Raw genomic sequence first — 18,661 nt, 5'->3', positions numbered from 1 at the left:
ATAGGAATATTCCTCTTTACGATTAGGAAAAAACAATTGTGCATATCACATTCCCGGATTATCTTTGTCATATCAAAACAAAAGGAGGAAGTTATGAAAACAATAAAACGTAAACTTTACTATATAGCAGCAATGCTGTCTTTAATATTTACATTAAACTCGTGCGACTATGTAGGATTAGGCATTGAATTCGGAAATGGGACAAATGATTATCGCGAAACTACCGACTATTTATGCAGCCGTATCTGGACGGACGAGTGGACCGACGAATACGATGTTTATTACTATCAGGAACTTCGTTTCTATCCGGATAATACAGGAATAGATTATCTGTACTCGCAAGACCGCTACGGAAACCGTCAGGAATCTACGCTGAACTTCGCATGGGACTGGTGGAACAGCAGTTATACAAGCATCCGCCTCAACTATGGCAACCGATATTCATACATGGACAATATTCAGATGGGAGGCAATCAACTGAACTGCCTGCTGGATAACTACCCGGCCTATTTCATCGGGAAATAAAAACTACTTATGTTTCTCTCTCTCTAATTCTCCCCGTCTGTTTTACTGAAACTGCCGAAAGTTTGGAAAACGGAACGGGGAGTTCCTTTATTTTTTGTACAAATCATATTGTGTTTTTGTACAGAACTTTTTATTTTTTGTACAAAAACAATCAGTATGTCCGGCAGGTCTTTCAGAAAATGTGCTGAGGCGTCTTTACATCTCTGAGGATATTCAACAAAGAAGAATTTCTTTCACTCCGAACTTTATCTATTGCGTCTGCCGTATGTAGCAGAGAAAATGAGTATCTTTGTTTCCCGAAAAAAATTAAATTCAATAATCATGAAGAAAACAGACCTTATGACAATGACGGCAGCCATGATGTTTGCAGCATCGGGCTATGTCAATGCCGCCACTCCGGCTGATGCCGACAAGCCTGTCATCGGCAAACAAGAAATCAGAATCAAGGACAAGAAACTGACTCCCGAGGCACTATGGGCTATGGGACGTATCGGAAGTTCAAGCGTATCGCCCGACGGAAAGCAGATTGCATATACCGTTTCTTACTATAGTGTAAAGGAAAATAAAAGTCACACCGTTATCTACGTAATGAATGCCGACGGCACGAATAACCTGTTGCTGACTACTACTGCCGACAGTGAGGTGGAACCGGCATGGATCAAGGGCGGCAGCAAGATTGCCTTTCTGAGTGCTGCCAGCGGAAGCATGCAGTTGTGGGAAATGAACCCCGACGGCAGTGAACGCAAGCAACTTTCATCTTACGAAGGAGGTATCGATGGCTTCAAGTTCTCACCCGACGAAAGCAAGGTGCTGTTTATCGCGCAAGTGAAATACGGCGAACGTACATCCGACCTGTATCCCGACCTGGACAAGGCAAGCGGAAAGGTTATCAACGACCTGATGTACAAGCATTGGGACGAATGGGTGGAAAGCATTCCGCATCCTTTTGTGGCTGCATTCGACGGCAATCAGGTAGGAACTGCTACAGATATCCTGAAAAATGAACCTTATGAATCGCCGATGAAACCGTTCGGCGGCATCGAACAACTGGCGTGGAGCAACGATTCCAAGCAGATTGCCTATACCTGCCGTAAGAAAACCGGTCTGGAATATTCCGTATCGACAGACTCGGATATCTACCTTTATAATACAGAAAACGGTGAAACCCGTAACCTGTGCAAGGAAGATGCTACTGACAAAAACCTGGGTTACGATACCAATCCGAAATTCTCTCCCGACGGAAAGAGCATTGCCTGGCAGAGCATGGAGCGCGACGGCTATGAAAGCGACCGCAACCGTCTGTGTGTGATGAACCTGAAAAGCGGAGTAAAGACATACGTAACCGAAGCCTTCCAGTCGGGTGTAGACGACTATTGCTGGGCTCCCGACGGAAAGACATTGTATTTCGTGGGTGTATGGCATGCTACCAGCATGATTCACAGTACCAACCTGAAGGGAGAGGTTAAGCAGCTCACCGACGGCATGTACGATTATACCTCGGTTGCCATGCTGAACAACAAGCAGTTGCTTACCAAACGTCACTCCATCAGCGAAGCAGACGAGCTGTTTGCAGTCGATCTGAAAAAGAAAAACACCGTAACCCGCATCACGAAGGAAAACGATCATATCTTCAGCCAGTTGAAGATGGGTAAGGTGGAAGCACGCTGGACCAAGACCGTCGACGGAAAAGACATGCTTTCGTGGGTAGTTTATCCTGCCAACTTCGACCCGAACAAGAAATATCCTACCCTGCTGTTCTGCGAGGGCGGTCCTCAAAGTCCGGTAAGCCAGTTCTGGAGCTACCGCTGGAACCTGCAAATCATGGCAGCCAACGATTACATTGTCATTGCTCCTAACCGCCGCGGTCTGCCGGGATTCGGCATGGAATGGCTGGAAGAAATCAGTACCAACTACGGAGGTCACTGCATGGACGACTACCTGAGTGCCATCGATGACATCGCCAAAGAACCGTATGTCGACAAGGATCATCTGGGATGTGTGGGAGCCAGCTTTGGAGGTTATTCGGTATACTGGTTGGCAGGTCATCACAACAAACGCTTCAAAGCCTTTATCGCTCACGATGGTTTCTTCAACATGGAACAACAATATCTGGAAACAGAAGAACTTTGGTTCACGAACTGGGACCTGGGAGGCGCATACTGGGAGAAAAACAACCCAGCGGTACAGCGCAGTTATGCCAACTCTCCCCACCTGTTTGTTGACAAATGGGATACTCCAATCCTCTGCATTCACGGAGAAAAAGATTACCGCATCTTAGCTTCACAGGGAATGGCTGCCTTCAACGCCGCCAAACTGAGAGGAGTTCCGGCACAGTTACTTATCTTCCCCGACGAGAATCACTGGGTACTGAAACCGCAGAACGGTATTTTGTGGCAACGTACCTTCTTTGCATGGCTGGATAAATGGCTGAAACCGGCAAACAAGTAATTTATGGTAAAACAAACCGAAATGATTAAGAATATTGTATTCGACTTCGGAGGGGTAATTGCCGATATCGACCGCGAGCAGGCCGTAAAGGCTTTTATCCGTCTGGGAGTGACAGACGCCGACCGCATCCTCGACAAATATCACCAGACCGGTATTTTTCAGGAACTGGAAGAAGGTACACTTACTGAAGAAGCCTACCGCAATGAGCTGGGCAAATTGTGCGGACGGACGTTAACGTGGGAGGAAGTACAGCAGGCATGGTTAGGGTTCTTTACCGGTGTAGATATACGGAAACTGCACTGTCTGGAAGAATTAAGACAGAAAGGCTACAAACTATATGTACTCAGCAATACGAATCCGTACGTCATGGGATGGGCATGCAGCGAACGTTTTTCTTCAGAAAAAAAGCCGCTGACAGCTTATTTCGAGAAGTTATATCTTTCCTATCAGATAGGCTGTACGAAGCCCGACCGACGTATATTTGAATTCATGCTAACCGATAGTAAAATACAGCCGCAGGAAACCCTGTTTGTCGACGACGGAGCGTCGAACGTTGCAGCGGGACGCGACTTAGGCATGCATACCTTTCAGCCTCAAAACGGGAGCGACTGGCGGGATGAGTTAAACCAGTTACTTGCTGAATTGAAATAATACATATCACAGAAAAGCAGAGATTCTGCCTCTCCGAGGTAGAATCTCTGTTTTTTTATACCTCCAAGAACAAGAAATGATGCCCACAATAAAAATAAATAAAGCATCAGAACCGGTAATAGCGGCTGCACCTTTCGAAAACAAGGGAAAAGAAATATACAAAACGGTAATTTCCAATACCCTAAAAGACACCGTCAGTTCCCAACGTATCAGTCGGATATAAAGGATGTTACCCCAAAAAACAATGCCACAAAGGCTCAAAAGCCGATTTGAATTTTCAAAAAAAGATATCAAAACACTTGCATATTACATTTCAAAGCACTACCTTTGCATCGCTTTTGAGGAAAAGCACTTCTTCGGGGTGTAGCGCAGTCCGGTTAGCGCACCTGCTTTGGGAGCAGGGGGTCGTGGGTTCGAATCCCGCTACCCCGACGAAGAAAAGAAAAAGATCTTTAATAACTGTTTAAAGAAAACAAGTTCGGGGTGTAGCGCAGTCCGGTTAGCGCACCTGCTTTGGGAGCAGGGGGTCGTGGGTTCGAATCCCGCTACCCCGACGAAGAAAAGAAAGATCTTTAATAACTGTTTTGAGAAAATAAGTTCGGGGTGTAGCGCAGTCCGGTTAGCGCACCTGCTTTGGGAGCAGGGGGTCGTGGGTTCGAATCCCGCTACCCCGACAAATAAATGTTGGTAATTAAACAACTTAAAGGTTTTAATTATCAGCATTTATTTTTTTATTACTAACATCTATCTCTTATCCCATTATGAAAACACTATCCGTAAAGAAAATCAGCTTTCCTGCCACTGAATCAGCAGCACAGATTCCTTCAATCTTCGATGCAGAACAGATTCCATTCCAGCAAATAAACTGTGTAAACTGGAAGGATTATCCTTATATGCCGGAGGCAAAGTTCAGAATCGCACACACAGGAGATGCCGTATTGATACACTACTGTATAACAGAAAAAAGTGTACGCGCCGTCGCACCGGCAGACAACGGAAGAGTATGGGAAGATTCATGTGCAGAGTTCTTCGTACAACCTACAGATGAAAACAAATATTACAACTTTGAATGCAACTGTGCCGGTACGCTACTGATAGAATACGGAATACCGGGAAACCGGGAACATGCGCCGCTGGAAACGGTCGGACAAGTTGCACGCTGGGCATCATTAGGAAGAAGACCATTCGAAGAGCGCATGGGAGAATGTACCTGGCAGCTTGCTCTCCGGATTCCTGTCTCAGCTTTTTTCCACGACAAGATAGCCTTGCTCGACGGGAAAAAGATGAGAGCCAACTTTTATAAGTGCGGCGACAAACTTCAAACGCCCCATTTCTTGTCGTGGAACCCGATAGCTCTCCCCTCGCCTTGCTTCCATTGCCCGGATTTCTTTGGAGAAATTGTTTTCGAATCAAAATAAAAGAACAATGCTTTTAAATTGTTTCTTAGCAGCAGTTGTAGTCATGCTAACCATCAAGCTATGGATCATGACAGGGGATGTGCGTAAAATACGGCAGCAACTGACCGAACCTCAGGCAGAAAACATGGAAACGTACGCTCAGATCAGTGCACGAATCGGAAAACTTTAAAAGCAAAAGATTTTTATGGAGAACTTTGCAGCAATCGACTTTGAAACGGCCAATAGAGAACGTTCCAGCGTGTGCAGTGTAGGAATCGTCATCGTAAAGAGCGGAAAAATCGTCGACAAGATTTATCGGCTAATCCGCCCCTGCCCGAATTATTACAGCTACTGGAACACCCAAGTACATGGTCTGGTATTTGATGATACGGCACATGCTCCGGCATTCCCTGAAGTATGGAAAGAAATTGCGCCAAGGATAGACGGACTTCCTCTTGTAGCCCACAACAGTCCTTTCGATGAAGGTTGCCTGAAAGCAGCATTTCAAATCTACCACATGGAATACCCTGGCTATACATTTCATTGCACCTGCAGGGCCTCCAGACGTACCTTTGGCAAAAAACTTCCCAATCACCAGTTACAGACGGTAGCCCTCCAATGCGGTTACGACCTGCAACAGCATCATCATGCACTTTGTGATGCAGAGGCATGCGCACAAATAGCCCTTGCAATCTTATAAAAAAATCCGCTTTAAGTCATGGTATCATTCAGTACCAGGCGACTTAAAGCGGACTTTCTTTATCAGGTTCGTATTTATTTCTTCAACATCAAGTTCTTAAAAGGTGCGGGATACAATGTTTCAAACTCCATCCGTTCTCCTGTTACCGGATGATAGAAACATAACTTGAACGCATGCAACGCCAGACGCCCCAACGGATCAACTTCACAGCCATAACGTTCATCTCCTACAACCGGATGTCCTAACGACTGCATGTGCACACGAATCTGATTCTTACGACCGGTTTCCAGTTGAAGCTCGACCAACGAGTAACCGTTGGCACGCTTTATGGTACGGTAATGTGTAACCGAATATTTACCACCATCATCGACAGGAGAAGAACTTACATACAGTTTGCGATCCGTCAGCCACGATGCAACAGTACCCTGATCCTTTTCCATATCTCCCGTTACGATAGCAACATAACGGCGGTCGTATACAATATCGTGCCAGTTATCGCGCAACGTATGCTGCGTCTTCTCATCCTTGGCATACATCATAATGCCCGACGTTTCACGATCCAGACGATGTACTACAAAAATACGATTATTGCGGTGCTCACGCTTTACGTATTCGTTCAGGATATGTTGTGCCGTTCTTTCCTTCTGATGCTCAGTTGCTACAGAAAGAAGCCCCTCTTTCTTTTCCACCACAATAAGATAGGCATCTTCATACAATATCTTCAGCATCGGATGGCGGAATTCGTGGTTGTGCTTCTCGCGACTTATCTGCACCTTCATACCCGGTTTAAGCGGATAGTTATATTGCGTCTGGATATTGTTGTCGACCAGCACCACCCGATTGGTAAGCAAAGCCTTTACACGCGTACGGCTGATTCCTGCCATTTTCTTCATCAAGAACTCCATCAGCTCGGCAGGTTCCGTCACATTATATATGGTATACTTCGCAGCAGCCCGTGCCACAGGACGGCCACCCGCATTTCTATTTCTTCTCGACATAGCTATCTTCTCTATTGATCTAAATTATCTTTTCTCCAATAACACGACATTCTCCACATGATGTGTATGCGGGAACATATCTACAGGCTGTACGGCAGTTACCTTATATTTGGCATCGAGCAACTGAAGGTCGCGGGCCTGAGTAGCCGGATTACAGCTGACGTAAACGATACGCTTGGGCTCGGCAAACAAAATCACATCAATAACATCATTGTGCATGCCCGCACGTGGAGGATCGGTTATAATCACATCCGGACGACCGTGCTCATTGATGAAATCCTGTGTCAGGATATCTTTCATATCACCAGCATAGAACAACGTATTGTCGATACCGTTTATCTGAGAATTGACCTTTGCATCTTCTATAGCCTCGGGTACATATTCTATACCAATCACTTTACGTGCCTGACGGGAAACGAAGTTCGCAATGGTACCCGTACCGGTATAAAGGTCGTACACCAGCTCATTACCGGTCAGTCCTGCAAAGTTGCGAGCGACCTTATAAAGATTGTATGCCTGCTCCGAATTGGTCTGATAGAATGATTTCGGTCCTACTTTGAAGCGAAGCCCTTCCATTTCCTCGAAAATATGATCGTTTCCCTTGAAAACTTCCACATCCAGATCGCCGATGGTATCGTTGCATTTATTGTTGATGACGTACAACAAAGAAGTAATCTGAGGGAACTTGTCCACAACGAACTGCAACAGTGTTTTCATTTTCTCCAGTTCCGCATCCGAAGTAATCTTACACTGCAACAGCACCATAAGCTCTCCTGTAGACGAAGTACGAACCATCATGTTACGAAGCATTCCTTCCTGACTGCGCAAATCGAAGAACTCATAATTATGCTCATAAGCGTAATCGCGGATTGCATTACGAATCTGGTTTGAGATATCATCCTGCAACCAGCATTTTTCAATGGCAAGTACCTTGTCGAAAGCTCCCGGAATGTGAAATCCCACAGCATTCATCTGATCGTACTTCACATCCTGCTTTACTTCCTCTTCGGTGAGCCAGCGCTTGTTAGAGAAGGTAAATTCCAGTTTGTTACGGTAGAACTTTGTTTTCGCGGAACCTAAAATAGGCATAAACTCCGGCAACTCCACCTTTCCGATACGAGTCAGGTTATCGTATACCTGCTTCTGCTTATAGCGAATCTGGTCTTCATACGCAAGACATTGCCATTTACAACCGCCACAAACGCCATAATGCTGGCAGAACGGCTCGACACGCATCGGCGATTTTTCATAAAATTTTACTGCAACCGCTTCTGCATAGTGGTTTTTCTTACGTTTCACCTGCAAATCGACTACGTCACCGGGAACTACATATGGTACGAATACTACCAAATCATTTACTTTCGCTACTGCCTTACCCTCGGCAGCTACATCTGTTATCGTTACTTTTTCCAGTAAAGGAAGTTCTTTTTTCTTTCTTGCCACGTCTGTTTTATATAAATCCAATTTGGGAGCAAAGTTACAAAATAATCCCGACAATCTGTCACGATTTCGAAAGAAGTTAATTTTGCAATGTCTATATTGCAAAACATGCAATAAAAAGTTTCTTTTTCATTTGGATATTCATAAAATATGTATAGTTTTGCCAGCGTTAAATTCTTTTACAAAGAACCATTACAACTTGAAAAACATACATAAACCTTAATAAACCTTTTATAAAAATGGAAAAGAAAAGAATCTACACTTTCGGAAACGGCCATGCTGAAGGTAAAGCAGATATGAGAAATCTTTTAGGTGGTAAAGGAGCCAACCTTGCAGAAATGAACTTGATCGGCGTTCCCGTCCCTCCCGGATTTACAATCACGACAGAAGTTTGCAACGAATATTTCGAAAAAGGAAAAGACGACGTAGTCAATCTGTTAAAAGATGATGTAGAGATATCTATAAAAGGAGTGGAAGCACTTATGAAATCTAAATTTGGCGATGTAGAAAATCCACTGCTGGTTTCTGTTCGCTCGGGTGCAAGAGCCTCCATGCCTGGTATGATGGATACCATATTGAACTTAGGACTTAACGACGAAGTAGTTGTCGGTCTGGCACGCAAAACAGGTAATGAACGCTTTGCGTGGGACTCATACCGTCGATTTATACAGATGTATGGCGACGTGGTGCTGGGTATGAAACCTACAAATAAAGAAGATATCGATCCGTTTGAAGCCATCATAGAGGATGTTAAGAAAACAAAAGGCGTACATCTGGACAATGAGCTGGGAGTAGCCGAACTGAAAGAACTGGTAGTCCGTTTCAAAGCTGCCGTCAAAGCTCAGACCGGACAGGATTTTCCAGAAAATGCTTACGAACAACTTTGGGGAGCCATTTGTGCCGTGTTCGATTCATGGATGAACGAACGTGCTATTCTTTACCGCAAGATGGAAGGTATACCTGCTGAATGGGGTACTGCCGTTAACGTACAGGCAATGGTCTTCGGTAACATGGGTGACACTTCTGCCACAGGCGTTTGCTTCTCTCGTGACGCTGCTACGGGTGAAGATTTATTCAATGGCGAATACTTGATCAATGCACAAGGTGAAGATGTGGTAGCCGGAATCCGTACGCCTCAGCAGATTACGAAAATCGGATCTCAGCGCTGGGCTGCCTTGCAAGGAATTTCGGAAGAGGAACGTGCCAGCAAATATCCTTCTATGGAAGAGGCTATGCCGGAAATATATAAAGAATTGGATGCACTGCAGACAAAACTGGAAAATCATTACCACGATATGCAGGATATGGAATTTACCGTTCAGGAAGGTAAACTCTGGTTCCTTCAGACAAGAAATGGTAAACGTACAGGTGCTGCCATGGTACGCATCGCTATGGAAATGCTGCAGCAAGGTCTGATTGACGAAAAGACTGCAATTTTACGCTGCGAGCCCAACAAGCTGGACGAACTGCTCCATCCGATATTTGACAAAGAAGCTCTGCGTAAGGCAAGAGTACTGACTCGCGGTCTTCCTGCTTCTCCGGGTGCTGCCTGCGGTCAGATTGTATTCTTTGCCGACGACGCAGCTCAGTGGCGTGCCGACGGACACCGGGTAGTTTTAGTACGTATCGAAACTTCTCCTGAAGACCTTGCCGGTATGACTGCTGCCGAAGGCATTCTGACAGCACGAGGCGGAATGACATCGCATGCAGCTGTTGTGGCACGAGGCATGGGTAAATGTTGTGTATCAGGTGCAGGCGCTATCAATGTCGACTACAAAGCACGCACGGTAGAAATAGATGGAACTGTCTTGAAAGAAGGTGATTTCATTTCATTGAACGGTAGCACCGGTGAAGTGTATGCCGGAGAAGTTCCTACCCGCGCAGCTGAATTATCCGGTGACTTTGCGAAACTGATGAAACTTTGCGATAAATATACTCGCCTGAAAGTACGTACCAATGCCGATACACCACATGATGCTGAAGTAGCTCGCAGTTTCGGTGCCACCGGTATCGGACTTTGCCGTACGGAACACATGTTCTTCGATAACCAGAAGATTATCGCTATGCGTGAAATGATCCTTGCTCCAGACGTAGAAGGACGTAAGAAAGCGCTCGACAAATTGCTCCCGTACCAGAAAGCTGACTTCAAGGGTATCTTCAAGGCAATGGACGGCTGTCCGGTGAACGTACGTCTACTCGACCCTCCTTTGCATGAATTTGTTCCGCACGATTTGAAAGGACAGGAAGAAATGGCTAAAGCTATGGGCGTAACAGTTGATTACATCCGCCAGCGTGTAGAAAGTCTGTGCGAACACAACCCGATGCTGGGTCACCGTGGATGTCGTTTGGGAAACACTTATCCTGAAATCACTGAAATGCAGACTCGCGCCATTCTGGGTGCTGCTTGCGAACTGAAGAAGGAAGGTTACGACCCGCATCCGGAAATTATGGTACCGCTTATCGGTATCCTCTATGAATTCGAGGCGCAAGAAAAAGTGATTCGTGAAACTGCTGCACGCTTATTTAAAGAAGAAGGCGTAGAAATTCCATTCAAGGTAGGTACAATGATTGAAGTACCGCGTGCTGCCCTGACTGCCGACCGCATCGCTTCTCACGCCGAATACTTCTCATTCGGAACCAATGACTTGACTCAGATGACCTTCGGTTACTCGCGTGACGATATTGCTTCCTTCTTGCCTGTATATCTGGAAAAGAAGATTTTGAAGGTAGACCCGTTCCAAGTTCTCGACCAGAACGGCGTTGGTCAATTGGTAGAAATGGCTGTGCAGAAAGGACGTTCTGTCCGTCCGGATTTGAAATGCGGTATCTGTGGCGAGCATGGTGGTGAACCTTCTTCTGTTAAGTTCTGCCACAAAGTTGGCTTGGACTACGTAAGTTGTTCTCCATTCCGCGTTCCTATCGCCAGACTGGCTGCGGCGCAGGCTGCTATTGAGGATACTCTCTAAGACTGGAAGCCCTCAGGCAGAATAGCAATTAAGATTTGTATCAGGCTGTAATCTACCGATTTACGCGGTAATTACAGCCTGAGTTGTGTTAAGACAGTTCGTGCAGTTGACATCAAAAAATGAGCCAAATGAGCGTATTTGTTTTACTCTATGTTTACCCCAAAAATCATCATGTTTACCCCTGTTTACCCCAAAGAATTTCTTGTATTTATCTAAAAAGGAAATAGGTATGACAACATTTAAAGCAACGGTAAAAAAGCCGAGAAGCGATGGCTTTTACACAGTTTACATCAGGATTACGCACCAGCGCAAATCCAGTTATATTAAAACAAATAAAATTGTAGACGCTGCTCATATTACGAAAGGTGGTGATCTCACTGACCCTGTTGTAAATGAGTATTGCGCTATGCTCATCAGGCAATATACGGACCGCTTGAACCGCGTGAATGCGACTTGTTGGGAAATAAAGGAAGTAATAGAGTTCTTGTTGAAAGACGATGAAGAAGCGTGCTTCAGCGATTACGCGCGAAAGTTCATAGACAGGATGGAAGCGGATGGACACGAACGCAATGCAAAGAATTACAGACTTGCGGTAAACCATTTAGAACGCTTCATGGGGACAACCCGACTTCTGTTTAGCAACTTGTCATCTTCTGCAATAAATCTTTGGATAGAGAGTCTGTCAAAAACAAACCGAGCCAAAGAAATGTACCCTACATGTGTACGACAAATTTTCAAAAAAGCTATAGTCGAGCTAAATGATGAAGAGCGTGGTGTTATACGCATAAAGTTCAATCCTTGGCTTAAAGTGGCAATTCCCAAATCTGACAATACAATGAAACGTGCCATCAGTGCGGAAGCCTGCCGTGAGTTCTTCAACCGTCCTCTTCCAAAAACAAAGATGCTGTCTCCCCTTCCGGAACTTGGCCGGGATGTAGCACTTCTATCACTGTGTATCGGCGGTATCAACACCGTTGACCTTTACGAACTCAAAAAGAAGGATTACAACAATGGCATTATCGGCTATAAAAGGGCAAAGACACGTCACAGCCGCAGAGACGAGGCATATATGGAAATGAGAATAGAGCCATTTATCCAAGAGACCTTTAATAAGTATCTCTCCAAAGATGAGGATGATGAGTACCTGTTCGTATTCCACAGCCGTTACAGCAATTCCGACAGTTTCAATGCTAACGTAAATATCGGAATACGCAAGATATGCGCCGGCATGGGCATGAAAAAGGAGGACTACTACTGCTATTATACGTTCAGGCATACGTGGGCAACCATTGCCCAAAACGATTGTGATGCAAACCTTTATGAAGTTGCATTTGGCATGAATCACAGTCATGGGTTCAATGTAACAAGAGGCTACTTAAAACTGGACTTTACTCCTGCGTGGGAACTTAATGCCAAGATTATTGATTTCATTTTCTTCAGCAATAAGAAGAGTAAACAAGGCAAAGCTCGTGACCTTGAAGCTCCAGAGGAAAAACTTTTCCGCATTTCAAAAAAGATGATGATATACGGACGCGCTTATTTCAAAGGAGATGTTGTTGGTGAACTAACAGATATCGGTTTTAGTAACGTTGACGAAGTTATCTCCGAACTAGTCAAACAGCTACCCAAAGATATTCCTATCGGTTGTACAGTCCAGTTCAGACTTAAAAATTGTGATAGTCAAAGAGAGGTTGTCTATGAAAGAAGCAAAGGCAAAGGATTTTAGCCTGCTTGTCAGTTAGGTAAACACCTGACATGAGGGAAGAACACCTTTCCACCCGACTACAACACGAAGCCGTACCTGCCCGTCCGAGACAGGTGCGGCTTTGCTGCTTCACCCTTATCTTGAATCCGGCGGACGGTTGACACAACACCGCCCCAGGAAGATGCCGACCAACAGCAGTAATCCCTTCCATACAAGGACGCACACCTTCTTCAACAACCATCCGGCAAGCCGCAGCACGTTCCTTACCAGCCATAACACCAACCGCCACAACAGCGAAAGTATGATGATGACAGGCACCAGGTATATTATCAGTAACAGTTCAAACATATACTCAAATTTAAGTGAAACCATAAGCCATACGAGGCTATTTTCCACCATAAATATACTAAAAATCAGCGAGATATGAAAATATTCCGGCAACTTTATCCTGACAAAATCATTGATTGACAAACGATTGCCCATTGTGCTTCCATATCAAGATAGCTTTATACATATCGTTTGGAATATACTGGTGACAAGTGTCTGTATTTCCAAAATCCGAAATCATCAGGTGCAAAAAACTAGTTTTCTCAGGTCTGATGAGTGACTATAAAGTAATGTCAAGGTCGTCTTAGCCTTGGTCGGCCATTACATTACTACATTATTGCATCATGTTGAAATATCCAAGCTCATTACCAATCTGAAAAATCTGATGCCTGTGCTTCCTTTTCCCTCTTGTTATCGAACAAACGGATAATGATTCTAATAATTCACGAATAGATGAACTAATATAACCGGACACTTGAAACCAAAGTAAGCCCCATTTCGCACCTTGGATTACAAGATAACTGGATGACCCGATACTCACAGACCGAGGAAAATCCTATTCGATACACCCGGCAATCGGATGCTCTCGATATCCCGGTCAAAATGATATGTTCCTTGAAGAATAGTGTTGTGCATTTTGTACGGAAGCCCCTTTTCACGGTTATTTTGGCGCAAGAAAGAACCCGGGATGACATTGCCCTGCGTTGCAGGATTTTCCAAGCAAGTTGTACTTTTGTGGCCACAAAACTCCGTTTGTTCTCCCAAAAAGTGACTTGCCGGATGCCATGCACCGGAGCAGCACCGCCGCTGTTTCGCCCTGCGAAATAAGGTAAGACAATCCCGGTTGCAAACAAACCGGAACATGAAGGAACATAGGAACAAGTACATCAAGGTAAGGATGACCCCGGAAGAAGTCCGGGAGTTCAAGGAGAAATCGGCTGAATACAAGACCGTAAGCCACTACGTGCGCAAGGCACTCGAAGAGTATTCAAACGTAAGCGTCAGGCAGCAGCTTGAACTCATGCAGGAACTCGGTTCGTTTTACCGAAGATACCAGGGCGAACTGTCCCATATAGGCGGAAACCTCAACCAGGCAGTAAAGCGCGCCAACGAGCTGGCGGTTGCAGGGTTGCTGCCCCCAAGCTATATCCGGGAAGTTCTGTTGCCGCTCATCCGGGACACACAGGAAACCGTCAACGGGATAAAAAGACAACTTGACATCCTCACATCAAGAATAAACAAGCCTTAGAACCAGACATATCACCAATCCAGATAACACCACCCCAAGATGATAGCGACCATATTACCCGGAAGCGCGGACTTCCATGCCGTTGGTTACAACGAACACAAGGTATCGAAAGGGCTTGCCCGGCTCATCGAGATGCGGAACTTCGGGACAATCGGTCTGGCAGGCAGACCCACCACGGAGGAGCTTACCGGCTATCTCAAAAAATACAGTTCCACCAACAGCCGCATCCGGAAACCGCAGTTCCATGTGGCCGTCAGCTGCAAAGGCCGTGAGATGACGGAATCCGAACTGCTGGATTTCGCGCACCGATACCTCAAGGAAATGGGATATGCCGAACCCGGACAACCTTGGCTCATCTACGCCCACCATGACACCGACAACACCCACCTGCACATCATCACCTCGCGTGTCGCCCCCGACGGCAGGAAGATAGCCTATAGTCACGAGCGCAGGCGTTCCCAGGAAGTCATAGACAGGATTCTCGGCACGGACAGGCAAAAGAAGATTGCCGACGACATGGACGCGGCCAGGCAATATACCTTCTCCTCTTTCGCCCAGTTCAAGGCAATCATGGTTTCTATGGGATATGAGGTATATAAGAAAGATGAAAACGTATTTATCAAGCATGGCGGCAAGGTGCAGCGGCAAATTCCGTTGGCCGAAGTCGAACAGCTTTTCAAAAGCGGCTATAGGGAACGCGCCCGTTGCCGCCAGCTGCGGAGCATCCTCAAAAAATACCGGGACGTGAGCGGCGGCAAGGAAGAGCTGCAGAAAGAGCTGAAGGAGAAGTTCGGCATCGACCTCGTGTTCTTCGGCAGGAAGGATGCGCCCTACGGCTACATGATTGTCGACCACGCCCACCGTACCGTCATCAACGGGGCAAGGGTGCTGGCCACGGAACAGCTTCTGGACTTCGCCACCCCGGAACAACGCTTCGCACGCATAGAGGACTACATAGACCGGCTGCTTACCCTCAACCCGAAAATCACGCAGGGCGAGATTTTCCAGAAGCTGAGGAAGCAGCGTGCCTATATCAAGAAAGGCGTCATCCACTTTGACGGACAGACACGCCCGTTAAAGCCGTTCATGGCGGAAGCCATCGACCGGAACAACCGCATCCGTTTCATCGAGATGTTCCACCCGGCCACAGAAGCTGAACGCGATCTGCTCTGCAAAATCTTCAAGGTGAACCGTCCTGATCTGGTGGACCTGTCAGGCGAAAGGCCGCAGTCCCATACGGATGCCGTCAGCCGCCTGCATGAAATCTTCAATGACGAGAACGTCTATTCCGTGAAAAGCGCCCTCCATGAGGAAGGCTTCATCATCCGCGAGGAAGCGGGTGCGGCATATGCCGTCAACTTTAACCGGCACATCGTGATAGACCTTGCGGCGGAAGGGCTTGACACGGAACGGCTGAAACCCCGGCCACGGAAACAGCAGCCCCGACAGGCACATTCCATCGGAAACGGCGGAAAGAAGATACACATACACGGACTGAAGGATTCCGGTGCCGGAAGCCATGCCGAAAAGCGTGAGTGGGAAGTCGGCGGCAAGGGAGGTTACGATGACATTGACGACGGATGCAACCTCAAGCGGTAGCCAAGGAAAAAATAGAGACTCCTTTTTGTCACGTTTTTAGCCGCATAGGCTATTCTTTTGCTTGTTATGTTACCCTAAACACCTCGGTCAGGCTGACCTGAAGCACAAAAGTGTTGTGCATTTCGTTACCGTCCTATCCGGTGCATACTTTTGCACCGAACCAAACGACCGTGGACAAAATGATACAGACACCCGTCATCGTGACATTCGCCAACCAGAAAGGGGGAGTCGGCAAGACGACCCTCTGCGTCACCTTCGCCAACTACCTTGTGACGAAGGGCGTGCGTGCCGTGGTCGTCGACTGCGATTTCCAGCACTCCATCATGAAGTGCCGCAAGGCCGACATCAAGAAATACGGCGAGGAAGCCGTACCCTACGACGTGCTGGCCTACGAGGCCAACGACAAGCAGGCCATGACCGCGCTCATGGAGAAGCTGCACAACGACCCCAGCATAGACGTGGTGCTCATGGACTCGCCCGGCAGCCTGAAGGCGGAGGGGCTGATACCCATGTTCGTCAACTCGGATATCATCGTCGTACCGTTCCATTACGACCTGGTGACCGTCCCCTCCACCGCGAGCTTCCTCCTGTTCATCGACCGTCTGCGCAAGGCCGTGGGCGGACGGATGAAAGCCCGGCTCTTCATCGTCCCCAACCTCCATGACGGACGGGTGGGCAAACGCTCCGAGCTGGAACTGTGGGAGAACACGGGGAAGACCTTCGCCAACTACGGGCTGGTGACGGACAAGATTCCCAAGCGGGCCGACATGGAACGTTTCAGCACGGTGGCGGAACTGGATATGCAGGCCGGCATCGTCAGTCCGGTGTTCGACAAAATATACGCCGGAATTTTCGTTGACGGCACCCCCAAAGACATAAACCATCAATGACCATAGCGTAATGAACAAGGAATTACAAATAGACGACCTCACCAGAGGCATCAATGACGACGAACCTGCATTCAAGGGAGAAGGACAAGCGGAGCAAGGCACCGCACATCCCGGCGACAAGTGCTGGCAGGACTTCATGGCCTACCTTGAAGCGCCGACGGACGGGAACGGCAAGGCAGACCGTCTGGTATGCAAACTCGACCGCGACCTGGCCGACTCGCTTGACGACTGCGACATCCGTGGCCGCTGCCGTTCCGACCTCGTGAACGCCATCATCCGCTCGTTCTTCGAGAACCACCTTTCCCTACTGGCGCAATACCGCCGCGAGAAGAAATCATTGTTCAACAACTATAACCCCGAATCCCATGCGTAGAATCGACTGGACAGAAACCATGCTCTCCCGGCTTGCCGAGCTTTATCCCGTGGAGACCACCGCACATACTGCCTATATGCTCCAGATAGGCGTGACGGCCGTGAAGGAAAAAGCCCGCGAACTCGGACTGGAGAAGCTGGCCAAGAGCCGGTGGCTGGAACGTGCCGGACATATCAGTCGCCACTTCGACAACCGTTCCTACGCCGAGATGGCCGGCGACCTGGGCGTCAGCCGCACCACAGTCAGCCGCATGGCACGCAAGCTGGGGCTGAGCCGGAGCATGGCAAAGGGTTACGCGATGTCGTCCCGTGTCCGCAATGAGCTGGTACGCCGCGAACGGCGCAGGGCTGTATTCGGTCTTGACCCCCTCACACGCCTCAAGGTTATCTCACACCGCGCCAAGGTCAGGATACGCTCCAGGCTGAAAGCCAACGGATACATCACCGGCGTACACAGGAACATACTGTACTTCACCGAAGCCACATGCCGGAAAGCCCGGCTGGAAGCCAAGGCCACTAGACTTGGACTATCCTTTCTGCCTTTTCCCGAAGACAATACACCATTATCCAATGCCATATAGCCATGCAGTACGGACAAATCGTTTTTATCCTTTTCGTGGCAATGGCCTGCTATTACGCCTTCCTCATCTTCACGGACATCAGGAAAGCGCAGGCGGCCCGGAACGCGGAAAAGGAGAACCATACGGAAGAAGAGATAGACATATCGGACGAGGCAAGGAGCTTCCGCCCGACCAGAGTCAGCAGGGATGAGGAGAAGAAAGAAGAAGCGGTTAACCACGGGCAATCCGAACCAGACCCTCGACAAGGAAAAGACTTCCGCCGCCCCGGCTACCGTGAGGCCATCATGACCGACGGCATCCTTGTGGACGACCTCATCCATGAAATCGACAGGCTGGCGGAAACCGGCACAAGCGACCTCGGCCTTGTCATATACACCTGCGAGAACGCAAGGTGAGCAAATACACGTTCCTTTAGCGACTCCTGTTCCTTTGGCGATGAAACAACTATTTAATGATTAAAGAAATGCAGACACTAAAAAGAAAATGCCTACGCGCATTCGTCCGTTTCAAACAGTCAGCGTTCGCCCGGAAGGGCACGCTCGCCCTCGTGGCGCTCACCCTCGCCGCCGGCGATGCAATGGCCGGAAGCAAGGGAGCGGCAGGCTTCACCAAGGCCACGCAGGAAGTAAGCTCCTACCAGACTCCCGTCTCCAACCTCATGAAGGCTATCGCGGCGGTCATCGTGCTGGTAGGCGCGTTCAATGTCTATTTCAAGATGCGTGCGTCCGTAATGGTTGCGTGATAAATACTTCTTTGGCAAGAAGTTAGGATAGTGTTCCATGTAGAATGGACGGTCCAATTTTAGTAATTAAC

At 47.6% G+C, this 18,661-nt stretch carries 18 protein-coding genes and 3 tRNA genes; 18 read left to right on the top strand and 3 right to left on the bottom strand.

The window, feature by feature from the left end; translation table 11 throughout:
- Positions 1 to 93: 93 nt before the first annotated feature.
- The 9 genes from ACZM60_RS07490 to ACZM60_RS07450 all read left to right on the top strand — a co-directional run bounded on the left by ACZM60_RS07490 (position 94) and on the right by ACZM60_RS07450 (position 5,721).
- Positions 94 to 525: a hypothetical protein gene (locus ACZM60_RS07490; protein WP_021970989.1), complete on the top strand. Its 432-nt coding sequence runs from the start codon at positions 94 to 96 to the stop codon at positions 523 to 525.
- Between the two features lie 321 nt (positions 526 to 846).
- A complete protein-coding gene (gene dpp5 / locus ACZM60_RS07485; protein ID WP_489521181.1) occupies positions 847 to 2,973 on the top strand; it encodes a dipeptidyl-peptidase Dpp5 in 2,127 nt (708 codons plus the stop codon).
- Positions 2,974 to 2,994: 21 nt separating this feature from the next.
- Positions 2,995 to 3,624 carry an HAD family hydrolase gene (locus ACZM60_RS07480; RefSeq protein WP_418586315.1) on the top strand — a complete coding sequence of 210 codons (630 nt, stop codon included), beginning with the start codon at positions 2,995 to 2,997 and terminating at the stop codon, positions 3,622 to 3,624.
- A gap of 357 nt (positions 3,625 to 3,981) precedes the next feature.
- Positions 3,982 to 4,056, top strand: a tRNA-Pro gene (locus ACZM60_RS07475).
- A 47-nt stretch (positions 4,057 to 4,103) separates the two neighbouring features.
- A tRNA-Pro gene (locus ACZM60_RS07470) sits at positions 4,104 to 4,178 on the top strand.
- 45 nt (positions 4,179 to 4,223) lie between these two features.
- Positions 4,224 to 4,298, top strand: a tRNA-Pro gene (locus ACZM60_RS07465).
- An 87-nt stretch (positions 4,299 to 4,385) separates the two neighbouring features.
- Positions 4,386 to 5,042 carry a carbohydrate-binding family 9-like protein gene (locus ACZM60_RS07460; protein WP_489521180.1) on the top strand — a complete coding sequence of 219 codons (657 nt, stop codon included), beginning with the start codon at positions 4,386 to 4,388 and terminating at the stop codon, positions 5,040 to 5,042.
- Between the two features lie 7 nt (positions 5,043 to 5,049).
- Entirely contained in the window at positions 5,050 to 5,211 is a 162-nt protein-coding gene (locus ACZM60_RS07455; RefSeq protein ID WP_021970985.1) for a hypothetical protein, read from the top strand.
- A gap of 15 nt (positions 5,212 to 5,226) precedes the next feature.
- Entirely contained in the window at positions 5,227 to 5,721 is a 495-nt protein-coding gene (locus ACZM60_RS07450) for a 3'-5' exonuclease (protein ID WP_489521179.1), read from the top strand.
- A gap of 74 nt (positions 5,722 to 5,795) precedes the next feature.
- On the opposite strand, the gene ACZM60_RS07445 is transcribed toward ACZM60_RS07450, so the two are convergent.
- Both ACZM60_RS07445 and rlmD read right to left on the bottom strand, forming a co-directional pair.
- Positions 5,796 to 6,719: an RluA family pseudouridine synthase gene (locus ACZM60_RS07445; protein ID WP_021970983.1), complete on the bottom strand. Its 924-nt coding sequence runs from the start codon at positions 6,717 to 6,719 to the stop codon at positions 5,796 to 5,798.
- A 24-nt stretch (positions 6,720 to 6,743) separates the two neighbouring features.
- Positions 6,744 to 8,162: a 23S rRNA (uracil(1939)-C(5))-methyltransferase RlmD gene (rlmD, locus tag ACZM60_RS07440; RefSeq protein ID WP_489521178.1), complete on the bottom strand. Its 1,419-nt coding sequence runs from the start codon at positions 8,160 to 8,162 to the stop codon at positions 6,744 to 6,746.
- A 236-nt stretch (positions 8,163 to 8,398) separates the two neighbouring features.
- Here rlmD and ppdK point away from each other — a divergent pair, with 236 nt between their 5' ends.
- Together ppdK and ACZM60_RS07430 are read left to right on the top strand one after the other, a co-directional pair.
- Positions 8,399 to 11,125, top strand: a complete 2,727-nt coding sequence (gene ppdK / locus ACZM60_RS07435; RefSeq protein WP_489521177.1) for a pyruvate, phosphate dikinase — start codon at positions 8,399 to 8,401, stop codon at positions 11,123 to 11,125.
- A gap of 229 nt (positions 11,126 to 11,354) precedes the next feature.
- Positions 11,355 to 12,851, top strand: a complete 1,497-nt coding sequence (locus tag ACZM60_RS07430) for a tyrosine-type recombinase/integrase (protein WP_489521176.1) — start codon at positions 11,355 to 11,357, stop codon at positions 12,849 to 12,851.
- A gap of 114 nt (positions 12,852 to 12,965) precedes the next feature.
- Here ACZM60_RS07430 and ACZM60_RS07425 read toward each other — a convergent pair whose 3' ends face one another.
- Positions 12,966 to 13,178, bottom strand: coding sequence for a hypothetical protein (locus ACZM60_RS07425; RefSeq protein WP_087330395.1), 213 nt, complete (start codon positions 13,176 to 13,178; stop codon positions 12,966 to 12,968).
- 841 nt (positions 13,179 to 14,019) lie between these two features.
- On the opposite strand from ACZM60_RS07425, the gene ACZM60_RS07420 reads away from it, so the two are divergent.
- The 7 genes from ACZM60_RS07420 (at position 14,020) to ACZM60_RS07390 (ending at position 18,590) form a co-directional block, all read left to right on the top strand.
- Positions 14,020 to 14,406: a plasmid mobilization protein gene (locus ACZM60_RS07420; protein WP_087330311.1), complete on the top strand. Its 387-nt coding sequence runs from the start codon at positions 14,020 to 14,022 to the stop codon at positions 14,404 to 14,406.
- A gap of 39 nt (positions 14,407 to 14,445) precedes the next feature.
- Positions 14,446 to 16,005, top strand: a complete 1,560-nt coding sequence (locus tag ACZM60_RS07415; protein ID WP_489521175.1) for a relaxase/mobilization nuclease domain-containing protein — start codon at positions 14,446 to 14,448, stop codon at positions 16,003 to 16,005.
- Positions 16,006 to 16,184: 179 nt separating this feature from the next.
- Positions 16,185 to 16,895 (top strand): ParA family protein, encoded by a 711-nt coding sequence (locus tag ACZM60_RS07410; RefSeq protein WP_087207586.1) that lies wholly within the window; start codon positions 16,185 to 16,187, stop codon positions 16,893 to 16,895.
- 10 nt (positions 16,896 to 16,905) lie between these two features.
- On the top strand, positions 16,906 to 17,268 hold the full coding sequence (locus ACZM60_RS07405) for a hypothetical protein (RefSeq protein ID WP_087207491.1): 363 nt from the start codon (positions 16,906 to 16,908) through the stop codon (positions 17,266 to 17,268).
- Positions 17,261 to 17,848: a MarR family transcriptional regulator gene (locus ACZM60_RS07400; RefSeq protein ID WP_489521174.1), complete on the top strand. Its 588-nt coding sequence runs from the start codon at positions 17,261 to 17,263 to the stop codon at positions 17,846 to 17,848. Before ACZM60_RS07405 ends, ACZM60_RS07400 begins: the two co-directional genes overlap by 8 nt.
- 2 nt (positions 17,849 to 17,850) lie before the next feature.
- Entirely contained in the window at positions 17,851 to 18,243 is a 393-nt protein-coding gene (locus tag ACZM60_RS07395) for a hypothetical protein (protein ID WP_087249858.1), read from the top strand.
- A gap of 68 nt (positions 18,244 to 18,311) precedes the next feature.
- A complete protein-coding gene (locus tag ACZM60_RS07390) occupies positions 18,312 to 18,590 on the top strand; it encodes a DUF4134 family protein (RefSeq protein WP_489521191.1) in 279 nt (92 codons plus the stop codon).
- Positions 18,591 to 18,661: the final 71 nt, after the last annotated feature.

Source organism: Phocaeicola sp., from assembly GCF_057861905.1.
The sequence above is the reverse complement of the archived record's forward strand: the minus strand, read 5'-3'. Positions and strand labels throughout refer to the sequence as shown.

What these genes read in the sequence shown, in the direction of transcription:
- ACZM60_RS07430 (WP_489521176.1), top strand. Translation starts at nt 11,355, where the DNA reads ATGACAACATTTAAAGCAACGGTAAAAAAGCCGAGAAGCGATGGCTTT.
- ACZM60_RS07395 (WP_087249858.1), top strand. Translation starts at nt 17,851, where the DNA reads ATGCAGTACGGACAAATCGTTTTTATCCTTTTCGTGGCAATGGCCTGC.
- ppdK (WP_489521177.1), top strand. Translation starts at nt 8,399, where the DNA reads ATGGAAAAGAAAAGAATCTACACTTTCGGAAACGGCCATGCTGAAGGT.
- ACZM60_RS07490 (WP_021970989.1), top strand. Translation starts at nt 94, where the DNA reads ATGAAAACAATAAAACGTAAACTTTACTATATAGCAGCAATGCTGTCT.
- dpp5 (WP_489521181.1), top strand. Translation starts at nt 847, where the DNA reads ATGAAGAAAACAGACCTTATGACAATGACGGCAGCCATGATGTTTGCA.
- ACZM60_RS07460 (WP_489521180.1), top strand. Translation starts at nt 4,386, where the DNA reads ATGAAAACACTATCCGTAAAGAAAATCAGCTTTCCTGCCACTGAATCA.
- ACZM60_RS07390 (WP_489521191.1), top strand. Translation starts at nt 18,312, where the DNA reads ATGCAGACACTAAAAAGAAAATGCCTACGCGCATTCGTCCGTTTCAAA.
- ACZM60_RS07445 (WP_021970983.1), bottom strand. Translation starts at nt 6,719, where the DNA reads ATGTCGAGAAGAAATAGAAATGCGGGTGGCCGTCCTGTGGCACGGGCT.
- ACZM60_RS07410 (WP_087207586.1), top strand. Translation starts at nt 16,185, where the DNA reads ATGATACAGACACCCGTCATCGTGACATTCGCCAACCAGAAAGGGGGA.
- ACZM60_RS07455 (WP_021970985.1), top strand. Translation starts at nt 5,050, where the DNA reads ATGCTTTTAAATTGTTTCTTAGCAGCAGTTGTAGTCATGCTAACCATC.
- ACZM60_RS07450 (WP_489521179.1), top strand. Translation starts at nt 5,227, where the DNA reads ATGGAGAACTTTGCAGCAATCGACTTTGAAACGGCCAATAGAGAACGT.
- ACZM60_RS07405 (WP_087207491.1), top strand. Translation starts at nt 16,906, where the DNA reads ATGAACAAGGAATTACAAATAGACGACCTCACCAGAGGCATCAATGAC.
- ACZM60_RS07400 (WP_489521174.1), top strand. Translation starts at nt 17,261, where the DNA reads ATGCGTAGAATCGACTGGACAGAAACCATGCTCTCCCGGCTTGCCGAG.
- ACZM60_RS07420 (WP_087330311.1), top strand. Translation starts at nt 14,020, where the DNA reads ATGAAGGAACATAGGAACAAGTACATCAAGGTAAGGATGACCCCGGAA.
- ACZM60_RS07480 (WP_418586315.1), top strand. Translation starts at nt 2,995, where the DNA reads ATGATTAAGAATATTGTATTCGACTTCGGAGGGGTAATTGCCGATATC.
- ACZM60_RS07425 (WP_087330395.1), bottom strand. Translation starts at nt 13,178, where the DNA reads ATGTTTGAACTGTTACTGATAATATACCTGGTGCCTGTCATCATCATA.
- ACZM60_RS07415 (WP_489521175.1), top strand. Translation starts at nt 14,446, where the DNA reads ATGATAGCGACCATATTACCCGGAAGCGCGGACTTCCATGCCGTTGGT.